General features: G+C 58.5%; 15 protein-coding genes. 2 read left to right on the forward strand and 13 right to left on the reverse strand.

Annotated elements, in window-relative coordinates; translation table 11 throughout:
• Positions 1–24: 24 nt before the first annotated feature.
• From NDI87_RS00525 to NDI87_RS00545, 5 genes are all read right to left on the reverse strand, one after another.
• On the reverse strand, positions 25–1,536 hold the full coding sequence (locus NDI87_RS00525; RefSeq protein WP_296272876.1) for a tripartite tricarboxylate transporter permease: 1,512 nt from the start codon (positions 1,534–1,536) through the stop codon (positions 25–27).
• Positions 1,536–1,997: a tripartite tricarboxylate transporter TctB family protein gene (locus NDI87_RS00530; protein ID WP_296272786.1), complete on the reverse strand. Its 462-nt coding sequence runs from the start codon at positions 1,995–1,997 to the stop codon at positions 1,536–1,538. The genes NDI87_RS00525 and NDI87_RS00530 overlap by 1 nt, the downstream gene beginning before the upstream one ends.
• Positions 1,998–2,073: 76 nt before the next feature.
• Positions 2,074–3,063 carry a tripartite tricarboxylate transporter substrate binding protein gene (locus tag NDI87_RS00535; protein ID WP_296272787.1) on the reverse strand — a complete coding sequence of 330 codons (990 nt, stop codon included), beginning with the start codon at positions 3,061–3,063 and terminating at the stop codon, positions 2,074–2,076.
• A gap of 54 nt (positions 3,064–3,117) precedes the next feature.
• Positions 3,118–4,530, reverse strand: coding sequence for an FAD-binding oxidoreductase (locus NDI87_RS00540; protein ID WP_296272788.1), 1,413 nt, complete (start codon positions 4,528–4,530; stop codon positions 3,118–3,120).
• A 32-nt stretch (positions 4,531–4,562) separates the two neighbouring features.
• The gene (locus NDI87_RS00545; protein WP_296272789.1) at positions 4,563–5,435 is read right to left on the reverse strand and encodes an isocitrate lyase/PEP mutase family protein; all 873 of its coding nucleotides are present in this window, start codon (positions 5,433–5,435) and stop codon (positions 4,563–4,565) included.
• A 279-nt stretch (positions 5,436–5,714) separates the two neighbouring features.
• On the opposite strand from NDI87_RS00545, the gene NDI87_RS00550 reads away from it, so the two are divergent.
• Both NDI87_RS00550 and NDI87_RS00555 read left to right on the forward strand, forming a co-directional pair.
• On the forward strand, positions 5,715–6,443 hold the full coding sequence (locus NDI87_RS00550; RefSeq protein WP_296272790.1) for a GntR family transcriptional regulator: 729 nt from the start codon (positions 5,715–5,717) through the stop codon (positions 6,441–6,443).
• Positions 6,444–6,449: 6 nt separating this feature from the next.
• Entirely contained in the window at positions 6,450–6,896 is a 447-nt protein-coding gene (locus tag NDI87_RS00555; protein WP_296272791.1) for an HIT family protein, read from the forward strand.
• A 249-nt stretch (positions 6,897–7,145) separates the two neighbouring features.
• Here the strand turns inward: NDI87_RS00555 and NDI87_RS00560 are convergent, their stop codons facing one another.
• Genes NDI87_RS00560 through NDI87_RS00595 form a run of 8 tightly spaced genes read right to left on the reverse strand, consistent with a single transcriptional unit; the run spans position 7,146 to position 13,656 of the window.
• A complete protein-coding gene (locus tag NDI87_RS00560) occupies positions 7,146–8,099 on the reverse strand; it encodes a Gfo/Idh/MocA family oxidoreductase (RefSeq protein WP_296272792.1) in 954 nt (317 codons plus the stop codon).
• Positions 8,096–8,962, reverse strand: coding sequence for a class III extradiol dioxygenase subunit beta (locus tag NDI87_RS00565; protein ID WP_296272793.1), 867 nt, complete (start codon positions 8,960–8,962; stop codon positions 8,096–8,098). Before NDI87_RS00565 ends, NDI87_RS00560 begins: the two co-directional genes overlap by 4 nt.
• A 1-nt stretch (position 8,963) precedes the next feature.
• A complete protein-coding gene (gene ligA, locus NDI87_RS00570) occupies positions 8,964–9,407 on the reverse strand; it encodes a protocatechuate 4,5-dioxygenase subunit alpha (RefSeq protein WP_296272794.1) in 444 nt (147 codons plus the stop codon).
• A 52-nt stretch (positions 9,408–9,459) separates the two neighbouring features.
• Positions 9,460–10,398 (reverse strand): amidohydrolase family protein, encoded by a 939-nt coding sequence (locus NDI87_RS00575; protein ID WP_296272795.1) that lies wholly within the window; start codon positions 10,396–10,398, stop codon positions 9,460–9,462.
• Positions 10,395–11,327: an NAD(P)-dependent oxidoreductase gene (locus NDI87_RS00580; RefSeq protein ID WP_296272796.1), complete on the reverse strand. Its 933-nt coding sequence runs from the start codon at positions 11,325–11,327 to the stop codon at positions 10,395–10,397. The genes NDI87_RS00575 and NDI87_RS00580 overlap by 4 nt, the downstream gene beginning before the upstream one ends.
• A gap of 10 nt (positions 11,328–11,337) precedes the next feature.
• Positions 11,338–12,021 (reverse strand): 4-carboxy-4-hydroxy-2-oxoadipate aldolase/oxaloacetate decarboxylase, encoded by a 684-nt coding sequence (ligK, locus tag NDI87_RS00585; RefSeq protein ID WP_296272797.1) that lies wholly within the window; start codon positions 12,019–12,021, stop codon positions 11,338–11,340.
• A 12-nt stretch (positions 12,022–12,033) separates the two neighbouring features.
• Complete coding sequence (locus NDI87_RS00590; protein WP_296272799.1) at positions 12,034–12,585, reverse strand: hemerythrin domain-containing protein; 552 nt, start codon at positions 12,583–12,585, stop codon at positions 12,034–12,036.
• 39 nt (positions 12,586–12,624) lie between these two features.
• Entirely contained in the window at positions 12,625–13,656 is a 1,032-nt protein-coding gene (locus NDI87_RS00595; RefSeq protein WP_296272800.1) for an amidohydrolase family protein, read from the reverse strand.
• Positions 13,657–13,680: the final 24 nt, after the last annotated feature.

Raw genomic sequence — 13,680 nt, forward strand, 5'->3', positions numbered from 1 at the left:
TGGCTCACGATGCCGCACCCAAGTTCAGTTGCCACTCGTAACCATCGTGATCCTGGGTTTTCTAAAAAACCTCAACAGGATCGGCAAACACCACAAGGTCAGGGTAAACACGCCCAGCCCTCCCGCAATCGGACGCTCGAAAAAAGCCAGCATGGAACCATCGGACTTGATCAATGAGGTAGTCAGGCTGCGTTCGACCAGTCCACCCATCACGATGCCAAGGATGGTGGGAGCCACGGGGAACCCATTTTCCTCCATCATGTAGGCGATGACCCCCATCACCAGCATGATGACGATGCCGGATGCCGATGCATCAATTGCATACGAGCCGACGATACAGAACACGAGGATCAGCGGTGCCAGGATCAGTTTCGGGACGACGAGTACCTTGGTCCCCACACGGATCGCCAACAGACCCAGCGGGATGATTAGCAGATTGGCCAGCAGGAACACCAGAAAAATCGCCATGACCTGCGGCGCGTTGTTAACAAAGATCATCGGACCGGGGTTGAGGCCTTTCATGTAGAGGACACCAATCACGATGGCCGTGATCGAGTCGCCGGGAATGCCAAAAACCAGAGCAGGCACATACGCACCCGACAACGCGGCGTTGTTCGCTGAGCAGGCTTCAACCAAACCTTCATCGTGGCCTGTTCCGAACTTCTCTGGCGTCTTGGAGCGCATTTTTGCCGTCGCGTAGGCAATCCAGGAACCGATATCGGATCCTGCTCCCGGCAAGATACCAATGATGGTGCCAATCAGCGAGCCGCGCACTACGTTAAATCGATATTTGAATAATGAACCACCCAGACCATCAAAGATGGTTCGGAAGTTGCCGACACTCTTAGGTCTTTTTACCTGTGTTGCGCCGAGCAGCGTGCGTATGACCTCGGGAATGGCGAACATACCGATGAGTGCTGGTACAAAAGATACGCCACTGATCAGAGAAGGCTGGTCGAAGGTAAATCGAGGATAGCCAGAAGATGCATCTTGACCCACTGTCGCTATCAATAATCCAAGCGCCAATGAAAGCAGTCCTTTGATGACGGATCCGGTTCCCAGCATGACAGCGGCAGACAAGCCCAGAAGAGCCAGCCAGAAATACTCGAAGCTGGTGAAATTGATGGAAACTTCTGCCAGTTGCGGAGCTGCCAAGATGAGAATCAAGGTGCCAAATATCCCGCCGATGCATGAACATATGACCGAAATGCCAAGTGCTCGTCCTGCACGTCCTTGCTTGGCGTATTCGTGCATTTCGTCCACATATGCTGCCGACGCTGCAGTTCCGGGAATGCGTATAAGAGCCGCAGGTATATCAGAAGCGAAAATCGCCATGCATGCCGTCGTGACGATAGCGGCAATCGCCGTCACGGGTGGCATATAGAAGGTTAAAGGCACCAGCATGGCTGTTGCCATCGTGGCCGACAGTCCGGGTACCGCCCCGACGAACAGGCCAAAAGCCGCGCACGCCAGCATCGTTATCAGCGTCTGTGCATTGAAAACAAGCGGCAATGCAGCCGACATATGATCGAGCATCACAACCAGCTCCCCATTGGCAAAGGCACGTAAAGCATTCGGGTCATCACCAGAGCCACTATGGCAACGAAACCAGCCGCCATGACAAAAATCAACGGCTTGCGCAAGCCCGACAGCAGGTACATTCCCGTGCACATCACCAGCGCGCCAAGCGGAAAACCGATATCTTCGAACCAGATGGAGAGTACCAGGGTACCCAAGAGACAGAAAACCACGCTTGCCAGGTGGAGAGGCTGGTACCAACCAGGATCCAGCGTGACAAGCGCGCTCTTGCGCAAGCGTCTTAGCGACATTGCGGCAACGATTGCACCACCGATCATCATGCATGTCCCGATCAGGGTGGGAAAGGTCGATGGGCCAATTTCTTGCCCAGGCATCTGAGGGAAATGCCGTGCTATGAGCAGCACGGCAAGCCCCAATGCCATAAAGAAAAGACCACTAAACGCATCGTGAAGCCGCATATAAACATCTCCATGTCTGACTGCGCCAAAACCGCAGTCAGACATATACAAAAATCACTACTTAAATCACCACTTACTACTTGGTAATACCTACTGCACGCAGGGTCGATCCAACGTCCGCATCAGACTTTTTCATGAAGCTCACAAACTCATCGCCGGCATTCCACTGGGTTGCGTATCCGCGACTATTCATGAACTTGAGGTATTCCGGATTCACAACGACCTTCGCCACAGCTTTTTGCAGAGTCGCCAGGATATTTGGAGGAGTACCCTTTGGCGCAACCAAGCCGCGCCATGATCCCATGGACCAGGACTTTCCTGTAGCTTCGGTAAACGTTGGTAAATCCGATTTTGCAGCCGCGCGTTTGTCAGCGAAAATAGCAACGGGCCGGATGCGACCAGCATCCATCAAGGCTTGCGCCTCGGGCAGAGAGGCTACAGCGAACTGCACGCCGCCAGCCGCCAGATCCTGCAAACCAGGGGCTGCACCTTCTGACGGAACCCAGGCCACGCGATCAGCTGGAATATCCGACGCCAACAACATGCCAGCCATTGCCAGGTGATTCACGCCACCTTGAGCCGAACCCGAGGCCTTAAAGGCGCGGTTCGCACTGGCGCGAATGGCACCTACCAAGTCATTGGCTGTCTTGTAGGGCGAGTCCATCCGCACGAATACCGCTGCCGGGTCAGAGTTGTAGATCCCGATCGGTGCGTAGGACTGATAGGTGAGAGTCGTCAGCCCCTGGTAGTGCATGCTGCCGATCTCCAGCGTAGCCACGCCGATGGTGTAACCATCCGGCGCTGCCGAAGCGATTGCGCTATGGCCCACCACGCCTGACCCCCCCGTTCGATTGACAACCGGAACGGGTACACCAAGTTCCTTCTCCAACAACGTGCCGATCATGCGCGCGGTTGCATCTGTTCCACCACCGGCGCCCCAAGGTACGATCAGGGTTACCGGCTTGGCTGGCCAGTCGGCTGCCTGTACCGCAGTCGCAAAAGAGGTGCCCAAAACCAGGGCTGTTCCTGCCACCAGGGCGAAACGTCGGTTAAAACACGTAGCCATCAGTCTATCTCCTTAAAAATTGCGGCAGCAAAATACCACCGACTTGGTTGAAAATCAAACCACCTTGCCGGGATTGAGCAGGTTCTTTGGATCAAGTGCACCCTTCAGCGTGCGCATCAGTGCGATCTCTTCGGGCGTTCGGGCGTGCCCCAACCACCGTTGCTTCAACGTGCCGATCCCGTGCTCTGCTGAGACGGTGCCGTGATAAGCGCGCACCAGTTCATAAACCACCTCCTCGACATCGTCTTTGGGTTGAGTGGCAACGCCGGGTAGGAAGGCCACAATATGCATGTTGCCGTCACCAATATGCCCGTAGAACACCGACAGGCATCCCGGCACGCGTTCCGCCAGTTTTTCCTTGCAGCGGCGTGCATATTCATCCATAGCGGCAACCGGAAGTCCAATGTCAAAAGCCATGTGGCGCGGCCATAAGGTATGCAGCTCGCCACAAGCATCGCGCACGCCCCAGAAGGCACCGGCGTCCGCCACCGACTGGGCAACTGCTGCATCGGGGATCACACCGTTCTCAAGCAAGCGCCCCAGCCACGCTTCGAAACGGGGGGCATCCAGGGTCGGGTCGGTACCAAGCGCTTCGATCAATACATAGGCCGCACGAGGAGGCGCATCATGGCCAAATGGATTGCGAACACCAGGCGCTTGCGTCGTTGCAAAAGTCCAGTAGTCAGGCCACATCACTTCAAAGGCTGACAGCAGCGGTCCGAGCTCGCTGCGCGCCGACGACAGCAAACGAAGCACTGTTTCAAAATCATCGGCTGCGCAAATTGCCGTCATGGTTGACGCCGGCTTGGGAAACATCTTCAACACAATGCGCGTGATAATGCCAAGCGTTCCTTCACTGCCGATGAACAGGTGCTTTAGATCAAAGCCGGCATTGTTCTTGATCATTTTGTTCATGCTGGTAACCACGGTGCCATCGGCCAAGACCGCCTCGAGACCAAGAACCATCTCCCGTGCCATCCCGTATCGGATAACCCGGTTACCACCAGCGTTGGTCGAGAGATTGCCTCCTATGGCACAAGATCCGCGTGCACCCAGATCGAGTGGACAAAAGAAGCCCGCATCTGCCGCGGCCTGCTGCACTGTCTCCAACGGCGTTCCGGCCCGGACGGTCATGGTGGCCGAAGCTGGATCAATCTCTTCTATGCCGACCATTCTCTCCATCGAGAGTGCAATCTGGTCCTCTCCAGCTCGTGCACCGCCGCACAAGCCTGTCAATCCGCCTTGGGGAACCACCGCAATTCCATGCAGGTTACAAAGGCGCATCACGGTCGAAATCCCCTGGGTATCGGATGGACGAACCACTGCCAGCGGACGTGACGGCAACATGCCGCTGTAGTCATTGTGATTTCGAACCGGCAGATTGTTGCCTGTCAAAACGGCGGTGGGGCCGAGTTTTTCAAGAAGTTCCTGCAGTACAGTGGATTGGGCGGTGGCTGTCATAGTCATGATGTCTGTGTGCTTCTCGTAAAAAGTTGAACTCAATGCCCAAACTGGTCATCGAGATGTTTATGAAATGGCAGACCTATGCGCTCCGAGAAGTCGGCATAGCTCACCATACCGCTGGCAGCAGCGGCTGGGGTTCCATCTACCTTCAATCGCAGGAGTGCATCGCTTACCGCCTTGACTGCGGTAAAGAGCGTCGTAACGGCATAAAACACAACGGAGAACCCCATCTCCTGCAGGTCTGCGGCCGTGAGTGCGACCGTCTCGTTGCCATCGACGATTGACACAACTTTGGGCCCATTCACCGCCCTGGCAATAGCCTCGATCTCGGCGATTTTTTTAATGCCATCGACAAATACCAGGTCCACACCTGTGTCCTGGAAAAGCTTGGCCCTGCGAACCGCCTCGTCTATCCCCGCGGCAGGAAGTGCATCGGTGCGGCCGATGATTAACAGGTCATCATCACCGCGCGACTGAACGGCGCAGCGTAAGCGCAGCGCAGCCTCGCCCGCATCCATCAAACGGATGCCCGCCATCTGGCCACAACGTTTGGGTGCCACCTGGTCCTCCAGATGTATGGCGGCAACACCTGCCTGCAAATACTCACGTACGGTGCGATGGATGTTGGAGGGGCCTCCATAGCCGGTGTCAGCATCGGCAATCACCGGAATCTCAACCACGCGTACCATGTCCCTGGCGTGCGTTGTCATCTCGGTCTGCGTCATCAGTCCGATGTCCGGACATCCAAGGCGAGTGGCTGTTGCACCGAATCCCGTCATGTAGATAGCAGGAAATCCTGCCTGCTGAATCAACCGTGCGGTCAACGCGTCTGGTGCGCCTGGCGCCATCACGATCTGACCCGACTGAAGCAGAGTCCGCAGCGCCCCTGCCTGTGTGAGCTTGTTCATGGCGGCTATTTCCTGAAATGCTCAAGGGCCGCACCGCGCGCTGACAACCGCCCAACGCAAGGCGAACCTACTTGACTGAAAAAGTACAAACTCACCGATATTGCAAGAATGGCAACTTCGATAAAGGGTAAGGATGTCATCATGAAATTGGGTTGATAGGGTTGTATATGCGCTTGATGTATTGTTGTATGTAAGGCATTACATGTGAACTGGTGTTTACCCTATGTTGGCAATTTCCATCAAACTTGTACCTCACATACAATGAGCAACCATCCCAACATGGACTACCCTGGAAGGAAAATTGTGAAACGATCGCTCAAGCTAGCGCCCACCAGTTCACTGGCCACCCTGGCAACCCAGCGCATCCGCGACGCCATCACCGATGGGGAATTTGCCCTTGGTGAAATGATTCCCGAAGAGTCCCTGGCGCAAGCCATGGGCATCAGCAGAACGCCCGTGCGAGAAGCTTTAAACCAATTGCAGCGTATCGGTCTCGTCGTGATCAAACCGCAACGTGGCAGTTATGTGTTCGAACCCAGCGAAGAAGATATTGACGCCATCTGTAGCTACCGCTACATGCTGGAAAGTCAGGCTGCCAGGATGGCCCATGCGCAAAATATGGAAGCAACACTGAACGCAATGTCTGACGCGGTGACTGCCATGGAGAAGGCGCGCGGAGATGGCGACCGTGTGGCTTACGGTCAGGCTGACACCCGTTTCCACGCAGCTTTTTTCGAAAACTGCGGCAATGACTACCTGCGAGCTGCCTATGACTTGGTCTCTGGCAAGATTGCTGCTTTGCGCACTCAGTTGACGGCGCCCTTTGATGCCTTGCGCAGCCAGTCTTTCGATGAACACCGCGACTTCGTCGAGCTGTTTCGAGTGGGCGGTTTCACGCAGATCGATGCACTGATGCGCGAACACGTCAACCGCACAGGCGTCGTCTACTCACAGGCCTGGAAAGCACTGCAGAAGACCACTGCAGATCAGACTGACCGAAAAATCTGAACTGTGATGGACTGCAAATACTGCGATTTTCTAAAGCATGGCCACCTACCCGATGGTATGCAACCGGTGGGGCGTGTCAACGGAGCGGATGCGCTTCTGTTGATCGATAGCAAACACCCCGGACGCTGTGTTCTGGTGTCACCTTGGCATGTTCGCGATCTTTTCGACCTACTGCCAACGCAGCGAAGCGAGTTCCTCGAAGCCGTCAGCCGCCTTGCCAAGGTTGTGTCCACAGCCTGCGCTGCTGACAAGGTGAACATCGCGTTTTATGGCGACCTGTCTGACCATCTGCATGCGCATGTGGTGCCCAAGTGGCGCGATGGCCCTTGTTGGGGTGACGCATTTAATCTGCAACCGACGATCGCTGAGGAACCAGGTGCAGGTCCATTTAGCAATCTGAGCTGGACAGACGTTAATGAAAACCTTAGGGGGCTCATTCGCACCGGCAACTGATCACTTGTGCATTTTGAAATGCCGTGCCAAATGCAGAAATGGGCGCAGACATGCAGGAAGTACGTTAATACATGCTACGAGCCGGTCAATCAGTTTAGTGTTGCATATACCGGTCCATGACGACCGACAGCAACTGGTCCTTCAAGAGTCATCCGCTGCATACCTGATGATGGCATGCCCCTATTCTTCCTCGTATGCGCCAAGATACCACCAGCCAGCAGATGGTGAGTTGGGCTGACGGCCTATGGTTTACCCGCCCAACTGCTGCTCCAGATCATGCAACACCCGGTAACACGGCAACACTTGGCCTAAGCTGCTGTTGGGCTGGCGGCCGTCGCGGATGGCGACAAAAAATTCACGGTCTTGCAGCTCGATGCCATTCATGCTGACGGCCACCTGGGACACGTCGATCTTTTCTTCCTTGCCATTGAACAGGTCGTCGTAGCGGGCGATGTAAGTGGCGGTGTCGCCGATGTAACGAAAGAAGGTGCCCAGCGGGCCGTCGTTGTTGAAGCTCAGGCTCAGCGTGCAGATCGCGCCATTGGCGGTCTTGAGCTGGATGCTCATATCCATGGCAATGCCCAGCGTGGGATGAATCGGCCCCTGGATGGCGTTGGCCTTGACCACCGGGCTACCACACTGGTAAGCAAACAGGTCCACCGTGTGGGCCGCATGGTGCCACAGCAAATGGTCGGTCCAGCTGCGCGGCTGGCCCAGCGCGTTCATGTTGCTGCGCCGGAAGAAATAGGTTTGCACATCCATCTGCTGGATGTTGAAGCGGCCCGACGTGACCTCCTTATGCACGTACTGATGGCTGGGGTTGAAGCGGCGGGTGTGGCCGCACATAGCGACCAGGCCACTTTTTTCTGCCACTTGCGCCACTTCTTCGCCATCCTTGAGCACGTCGCACAACGGGATTTCCACCTGGACATGTTTGCCCGCGCGCAGGCAGGCTAGCGTTTGCGAGGCGTGCATCTGCGTCGGGGTGCACAAAATAACGGCGTCCACCTCATTCAGCGCCAGGCTCTCGGCCAGTTCGGTAGTCACATGGCCAATGCCGTATTTGGCGGCGACTTCCCGGGTCTTGTCCAACTCACGGCTGATGAGAGAGACAACTTCCACGCCTTCAATATTTTTGATGCCATCCAGATGTTTGATGCCAAAAGCACCCGCCCCCGCCAGCGCGACTTTGATGGGCTTCATACGTTCTCCAGAATGAGGTGGCCCACGGCGGTGTTGCTCGCAGGCACGTGGTAGAAGCGGTGCTTGACCACAGGCGGCTTGCCGCCGGCCACGTCGGCCATGGCGCCGCGTGCGATGAGCCACATCACCAGCTCGATGCCCTCGCTGCCGGCCTCGCGCACGTAGTCGATGTGCGGCACTTGGGCACAAGCGGCGGGGTCGGCAATCATTTGATCGAGCCAGGCGTTGTCCCATTCGCGGTTGATCAGCCCGGCGCGCGGACCCTGCAGCTGGTGGCTCATGCCGCCGGTACCCCAAATTTGGACGTTCAGGTCCTGGTCATAACTTTCCACGGCCTTGCGAATGGCCTGCCCCAGCTTAAAGCAGCGCTGGCCCGAGGGCACCGGGTACTGCACCACGTTCACCGCAAACGGAATCACCGGGCACGGCCATTCAAAAGCATCGGCCGGTGGCTGGCCGCACATCAGGCTCAGCGGCACGGTCAGGCCATGGTCCACCGGCATCTTGTTGACAATGGTCAGGTCAAAGTCCTGCTGGATTACCGACTGGGCAATGTGCGCGGCCAGCTCCGGGTGACCGACGACGGGCGGCACCGGGCGCGGGCCCCAGCCTTCGTCGGCTACCGGAAATTGGGGCGCCGTGCCAATGGCAAAGGTGGGAATCATGTCGAGACTAAACGCGGTGGCGTGGTCGTTGTAGACCAGAAAAATCACATCCGGCTTGTTGTCTTTCATCCATTGTTTGGAATAGTCGTAGCCGGCAAAGACAGGTTGCCAATAGTGTTCCTTGTCTTTGCCCAAGTCGAGCGCCGCGCCAATGGCGGGCACGTGCGAGGTGTAAACGGAAGCGGTGATGCGCGCCATGTCAGGCCTGCACTTTCTGGCCAGCACGGCCCTGGGGTTGGTGTTGGGGCTGGGCGTCGCCGTCTTCGCCGACAAAGCGGTTGCCTTCAATGGTGCGGCCGCCGTGCAGCATCATGTCGCGGTATTCGGCCTCGGTCATGCCGGTCATGGAACCGGCCATTTGCTGAAAACTCAGGCCATCGGTGGCGCCAATGCGGGCCAAAAAGTAGATATTGCCGCCCAGCGCCATGCAGCGGTTCAGGTCGCGCGCCATCACGGCCAGTTTCTGCTCTTCGGTCATCGGCCATTCGTCCAGGTAGGCCCGCTCGTCCTGCTTGAACCGGGCGCGGTTCTCGGGCTTCATCAGTGAGACGCAAAACTGGTTCAGGTGGTAGCCCTTGCGGCTTTGCTCGGCATCAAAAATGGTGGTTCCGGGGACGTCGAGGTAGGGTTTATCGAGTGCCATAAATTTCCTTCAAATCAAAAAAACCTGGATTGCCACGCTGCGCAATGACACTTCAGGACGGGGACAGCTCAGGCCAATACAAGCGCATCGGGTTGGCCACCAGCAGCTGGTACTGCAGCGCTGCGGTGGGGGCGATGTGCGGAATAAAGTCGACCAGCAGGCCGTCGTCGGGCATGTGGTCCTTGAGGTTGGGGTGCGGCCAGTCGGTGCCCCAGAGCACGCGGTTCGGGAACTCTGCAACGATCGCCCGGGCAAACGGCACCACGTCGCGGTAAGCGTTCTGCTCGCCGTTCAGGGCTTTCGGGCCGGTCACGCTCAGGCGCTCGGGGCAGCTGACCTTGCTCCAGACGTTGGCGTGCTCGCGCATGAATTTCTGGAACAGGGCAAACTGCGGGCCGTCCACCGGCAGCGACACGTCGGGGCGGCCCATGTGATCGACCACCACGGTGGTGGGCAGCGCCGTAAAAAAATCCCACAGTTCGGGCAGATCCACCGCTTCAAAATAGATCACCACATGCCAGCCCCAGTGCTTGATGCGCGCGGCAATTTCCATCAGCTCGTCCTTGGGCGTGAAGTCCACCAGGCGCTTGACAAAGTTGAAGCGAACGCCGCGCACACCGGCGTCGTGCATGGCCTGCAGTTCGGTGTCGCTCACGCTGCGTTTCACGGTGGCCACGCCGCGCGCCCTGCCTTCTGAATGGATGAGCGCATCGACCAGCGCGCGGTTGTCGGCGCCATGGCAGGTGGCCTGCACAATCACGTTTTTGTCGAATCCGAGGTGGTCGCGCAGCGCAAACAGCTGCGCCTTGGAGGCATCACACGGCGTGTACTTGCGCTCGGGGGCATAGGGGAACTCGGCACCCGGGCCGAACACGTGGCAATGCGCGTCCACCGCACCGGCGGGCAATTTGAACGTGGGCTTGGCAGGACCGGCGTACCAGTCCATCCAGCCGGAGGTTTTGGTGAAATCACCTGTGGTGGCTTGGCTCATCGTTCATTCCTTGGTTTGACCTGCGCGAGCATGCGGTCGGCCTCGACACGCCAGTCTGCGCTGCGGGCGAATTCAGGCGTGCCTTTGGGGCCGAACACACCGCTGTCGGCCAGATCGGCCACCCAGGCCTGGCGCTCGGCGGTTCCCGACGCTGACCAGGGGGTCAGACCGGCATCACGCACGGTCTCGGCCACTTCACGCACTTCTTCGCTGCGGCGTCGGCCATGCTCGATGACGCGTTGAAAGAAATAGGCGGCCTGTTTTTCCCAGTCGATGCCGGGGAAGGTCTCATAGAGTGAGGCCACCACCGCGTCTTCCACGCCGTAGTGGCGGGCTGTGGTGAAGCTCTCGATCACCATGGCCTCCAGCCCCTTGATCATGACGCTGCGGCACATCTTGGTGGCACTGGCCACGCCCAATTGCTCGCTGGCAACCTTGGCGGCAAAGCCCATCGCATTGAGCAGCGGGCACAAGGCATTGGCGTGTGCTCCCCCCAGCAGCAACGGCACCTTGATGCGGTACGGCGGGATGCTGGTCATGACGGCACCTTCCACATAACGGCCACCGGCTGCGTCGATCGAGGCAGCAGCACGCTGCTTGGCACCCGGAGAAGCCGAGTTGAAGTCAAGGAAGAAGCTGCCTCGCCGGACTGAGTCGGCACAGGCCTCTGCCACCCGCACGGTCTGGCTGGCAGTGACCGCGCTGATGATCAGGTCAGCGCCCGCCGCCAATTCACCGCTGGCGCCGAGCAAAGCCACACCATGCTGTGCCGCATGGGTCTGCAGGGGCGCGGCGGTGTCCGCGTTGTCCAACTTGAGGTCATAGGCGCTGACGGCGATGCTCTGGGCGCGCAGGTCTTCTGCCAGAATGCGGCCCACCTCGCCGTAACCGACCAGGCCAACGCGCCATTGTTTGGGATCTGTTTGCATGGGGAGGTGTTCAGTCGATGTATTTCAGACCGGCTTTCTCCAGGCCTTCGCGCATCTTGTAGTAGTCGAGCCCGAGCACACCCGAGGCAAAGATGGAGCGCTTGGCGCCTTCGTTGGCCTCGCGCGCCTCGGCTGCATCGGCGACCTGTTGCGCCAGGGCGGCGGGCACCACCACCACACCGTCGATGTCGGCAATGACGACATCGCCGGGGTTGACCTGGGCGCCGGCGCACACCACGGGCACGTTGACCGAGCCCAGCGTGGCCTTGATCGTGCCTTTGGCATGGATGGCCTTGCTGAACACGGGAAAGTTCATTTCGGTCAGGTCTTTCACGTCGCGCACGCCGCCGTCGATGACCAGACCGACGGCACCACGGGCCTGGAAGGAGGTGGCCAGCAGGTCGCCAAAAAAGCCGTCCGCGTTGTCGGTGGTGCAGGCGGCCACCACCACGTCACCGGGCTGCAACTGCTCGGCGGCCACGTGCATCATCCAGTTGTCGCCCGGCTGCAGCAGCACCGTCACCGCCGTGCCGCAAATCTTGGCTTCGTTGTAGATCGGGCGCAGGTAGGGTTTCATGAGGCCGACGCGGCCCATGGCCTCGTGGATGGTGGCGACACCAAAGCGTGACAGTTTTGCGACCGCTGCCTTGTCGGCGCGGGTAATGTTGCGTTTGACGATACCGAGCTGATTCATACTTTCTCCTGTTCAGGTGGGGGACGGCGCCTGGGTGATGTGCCGCACATGCAGCGACAGGCCAAGCGCCGCCATGTGGTTGCTGTTGCGACTCAGGATGGTCTCGGACAGGGGCAAAAACTGGGCTTCTTCAAAAGTGGCGTGGGCCTGGTAATCGTTCACCAGTTGCTGCACGGCGGCGGCATCGAGCAAAGCGGTCTGCCCTTTGGCCATTTTTTTCAGCTGGGGTTCCAGTTTGGCCCACATGGCTTCAATCTGCCGGTGTTCACGGGTCAACCGGTCGGTGATGGCCTTGACGTGCGTCAGCTCGGCGCCGGGCTCGGCGCTGGCCAGAACGGCTTCAAACAGCACCCGCTCTTCTTCCTCATGGTGATTGAAGATGACGTCACGAAAGAAGTTGCGCGTGCTCTCGGCGGCCTGACGCGTCCGCTCGGCGGCCTGCGCCTGGGCCGGCAAATCTTCCATGACCGTCAGTTGCCGCAGGATGCCTTCGTGGCAATGCGAAAAGTTGCTGATGGGGGCGTTATCGGTCGCCATCGGGGGTGATTGGTTTGTGCTGGCCATGGTGAACTACCTGAAGAAGTTGGGTGGGGCTGGACCGGATCAGTCGGCTTGCCGGCCGGCGAGCCGCGCATCCAGGCGCGGGAACACGCGCCGCGCATTGCCTTCATAAATCTGCTGGCGATCGGCATCGCTCAGAAGGGTGCTGGCTTCGATGTAGCGCTTGGTGTCGTCATAGTAATGACCGGTCTCGGGGTCAATACCACGCACCGCGCCAATCATTTCACTGGCGAACAGCACGTTTTTCACCGGGATCACGGTGGTGAGCAGATCAATGCCGGGCTGGTGGTAAACGCAGGTGTCAAAGAAGATGTTGTTGAGCAGATGCTCTTGCAACAGCGGCTTCTTCAATTCCTGCGCCAAGCCACGGAAACGGCCCCAGTGGTAGGGCACGGCGCCACCGCCATGCGGGATCAAAAACTTGAGCGTCGGAAAATCCTTGAACAGGTCGCTGGTCAGGCACTGCATGAAGGCCGTGGTGTCGGCGTTGAGGTAATGCGCGCCGGTGGTGTGGAAACAGGCGTTGCAACTGGTGGACACATGGATCATGGCCGGCAGCTCGTATTCCACCATCTTCTCGTAAATCGGGTACCAATGCCGGTCGCTCAAAGGGGGCGAGGTCCAGTGGCCGCCGCTGGGGTCGGGGTTGAGGTTGATACCCACTGCGCCATAGTCACGCACACATTTTTCCAGCTCTGGGATGCACGTTGCCGGATCCACGCCGGGCGATTGCGGCAGCATGGCCACCGGCACAAAGCTGTCCGGAAACAGCTGGCTGACGCGGAAACACAATTCATTGCAAATGGCCGCCCAGGTGCTGGAGACATTGAAATCGCCGATGTGGTGCGCCATGAAACTGGCGCGCGGACTGAACAGTGTCAGGTCAGAACCCCTGCTGCGCATCAGGCGCAACTGGTTGGCCTCGATCGACTCGCGCAGTTCGTCGTCGCTGATGTGCAGGTCGGCCGCCTTCGGGCTAAGGGCGGGGTCCTTGATGCCGGCGATTTGCTGGTTGCGCCAGGTTTCCAGCGCTTTGGGTGCGGTGGTGTAGTGGCCGTGGCAGTCGATGATCATGGCGATGCTTTCTAAAAATCATGG

Origin of the sequence: Rhodoferax sp. (genome assembly GCF_023701345.1) — a bacterium.
In the GTDB taxonomy this organism is placed as follows: domain Bacteria; phylum Pseudomonadota; class Gammaproteobacteria; order Burkholderiales; family Burkholderiaceae_C; genus Rhodoferax.

Bases quoted from the DNA above. Each gene is read 5' to 3' on its own strand.
- NDI87_RS00525 (WP_296272876.1), bottom strand. From the start codon at position 1,536: ATGCTCGATCATATGTCGGCTGCATTGCCGCTTGTTTTCAATGCACAG.
- NDI87_RS00530 (WP_296272786.1), bottom strand. From the start codon at position 1,997: ATGCGGCTTCACGATGCGTTTAGTGGTCTTTTCTTTATGGCATTGGGG.
- NDI87_RS00535 (WP_296272787.1), bottom strand. From the start codon at position 3,063: ATGGCTACGTGTTTTAACCGACGTTTCGCCCTGGTGGCAGGAACAGCC.
- NDI87_RS00540 (WP_296272788.1), bottom strand. From the start codon at position 4,530: ATGACTATGACAGCCACCGCCCAATCCACTGTACTGCAGGAACTTCTT.
- NDI87_RS00545 (WP_296272789.1), bottom strand. From the start codon at position 5,435: ATGAACAAGCTCACACAGGCAGGGGCGCTGCGGACTCTGCTTCAGTCG.
- NDI87_RS00550 (WP_296272790.1), top strand. From the start codon at position 5,715: ATGGACTACCCTGGAAGGAAAATTGTGAAACGATCGCTCAAGCTAGCG.
- NDI87_RS00555 (WP_296272791.1), top strand. From the start codon at position 6,450: ATGGACTGCAAATACTGCGATTTTCTAAAGCATGGCCACCTACCCGAT.
- NDI87_RS00560 (WP_296272792.1), bottom strand. From the start codon at position 8,099: ATGAAGCCCATCAAAGTCGCGCTGGCGGGGGCGGGTGCTTTTGGCATC.
- NDI87_RS00565 (WP_296272793.1), bottom strand. From the start codon at position 8,962: ATGGCGCGCATCACCGCTTCCGTTTACACCTCGCACGTGCCCGCCATT.
- ligA (WP_296272794.1), bottom strand. From the start codon at position 9,407: ATGGCACTCGATAAACCCTACCTCGACGTCCCCGGAACCACCATTTTT.
- NDI87_RS00575 (WP_296272795.1), bottom strand. From the start codon at position 10,398: ATGAGCCAAGCCACCACAGGTGATTTCACCAAAACCTCCGGCTGGATG.
- NDI87_RS00580 (WP_296272796.1), bottom strand. From the start codon at position 11,327: ATGCAAACAGATCCCAAACAATGGCGCGTTGGCCTGGTCGGTTACGGC.
- ligK (WP_296272797.1), bottom strand. From the start codon at position 12,021: ATGAATCAGCTCGGTATCGTCAAACGCAACATTACCCGCGCCGACAAG.
- NDI87_RS00590 (WP_296272799.1), bottom strand. From the start codon at position 12,585: ATGGCCAGCACAAACCAATCACCCCCGATGGCGACCGATAACGCCCCC.
- NDI87_RS00595 (WP_296272800.1), bottom strand. From the start codon at position 13,656: ATGATCATCGACTGCCACGGCCACTACACCACCGCACCCAAAGCGCTG.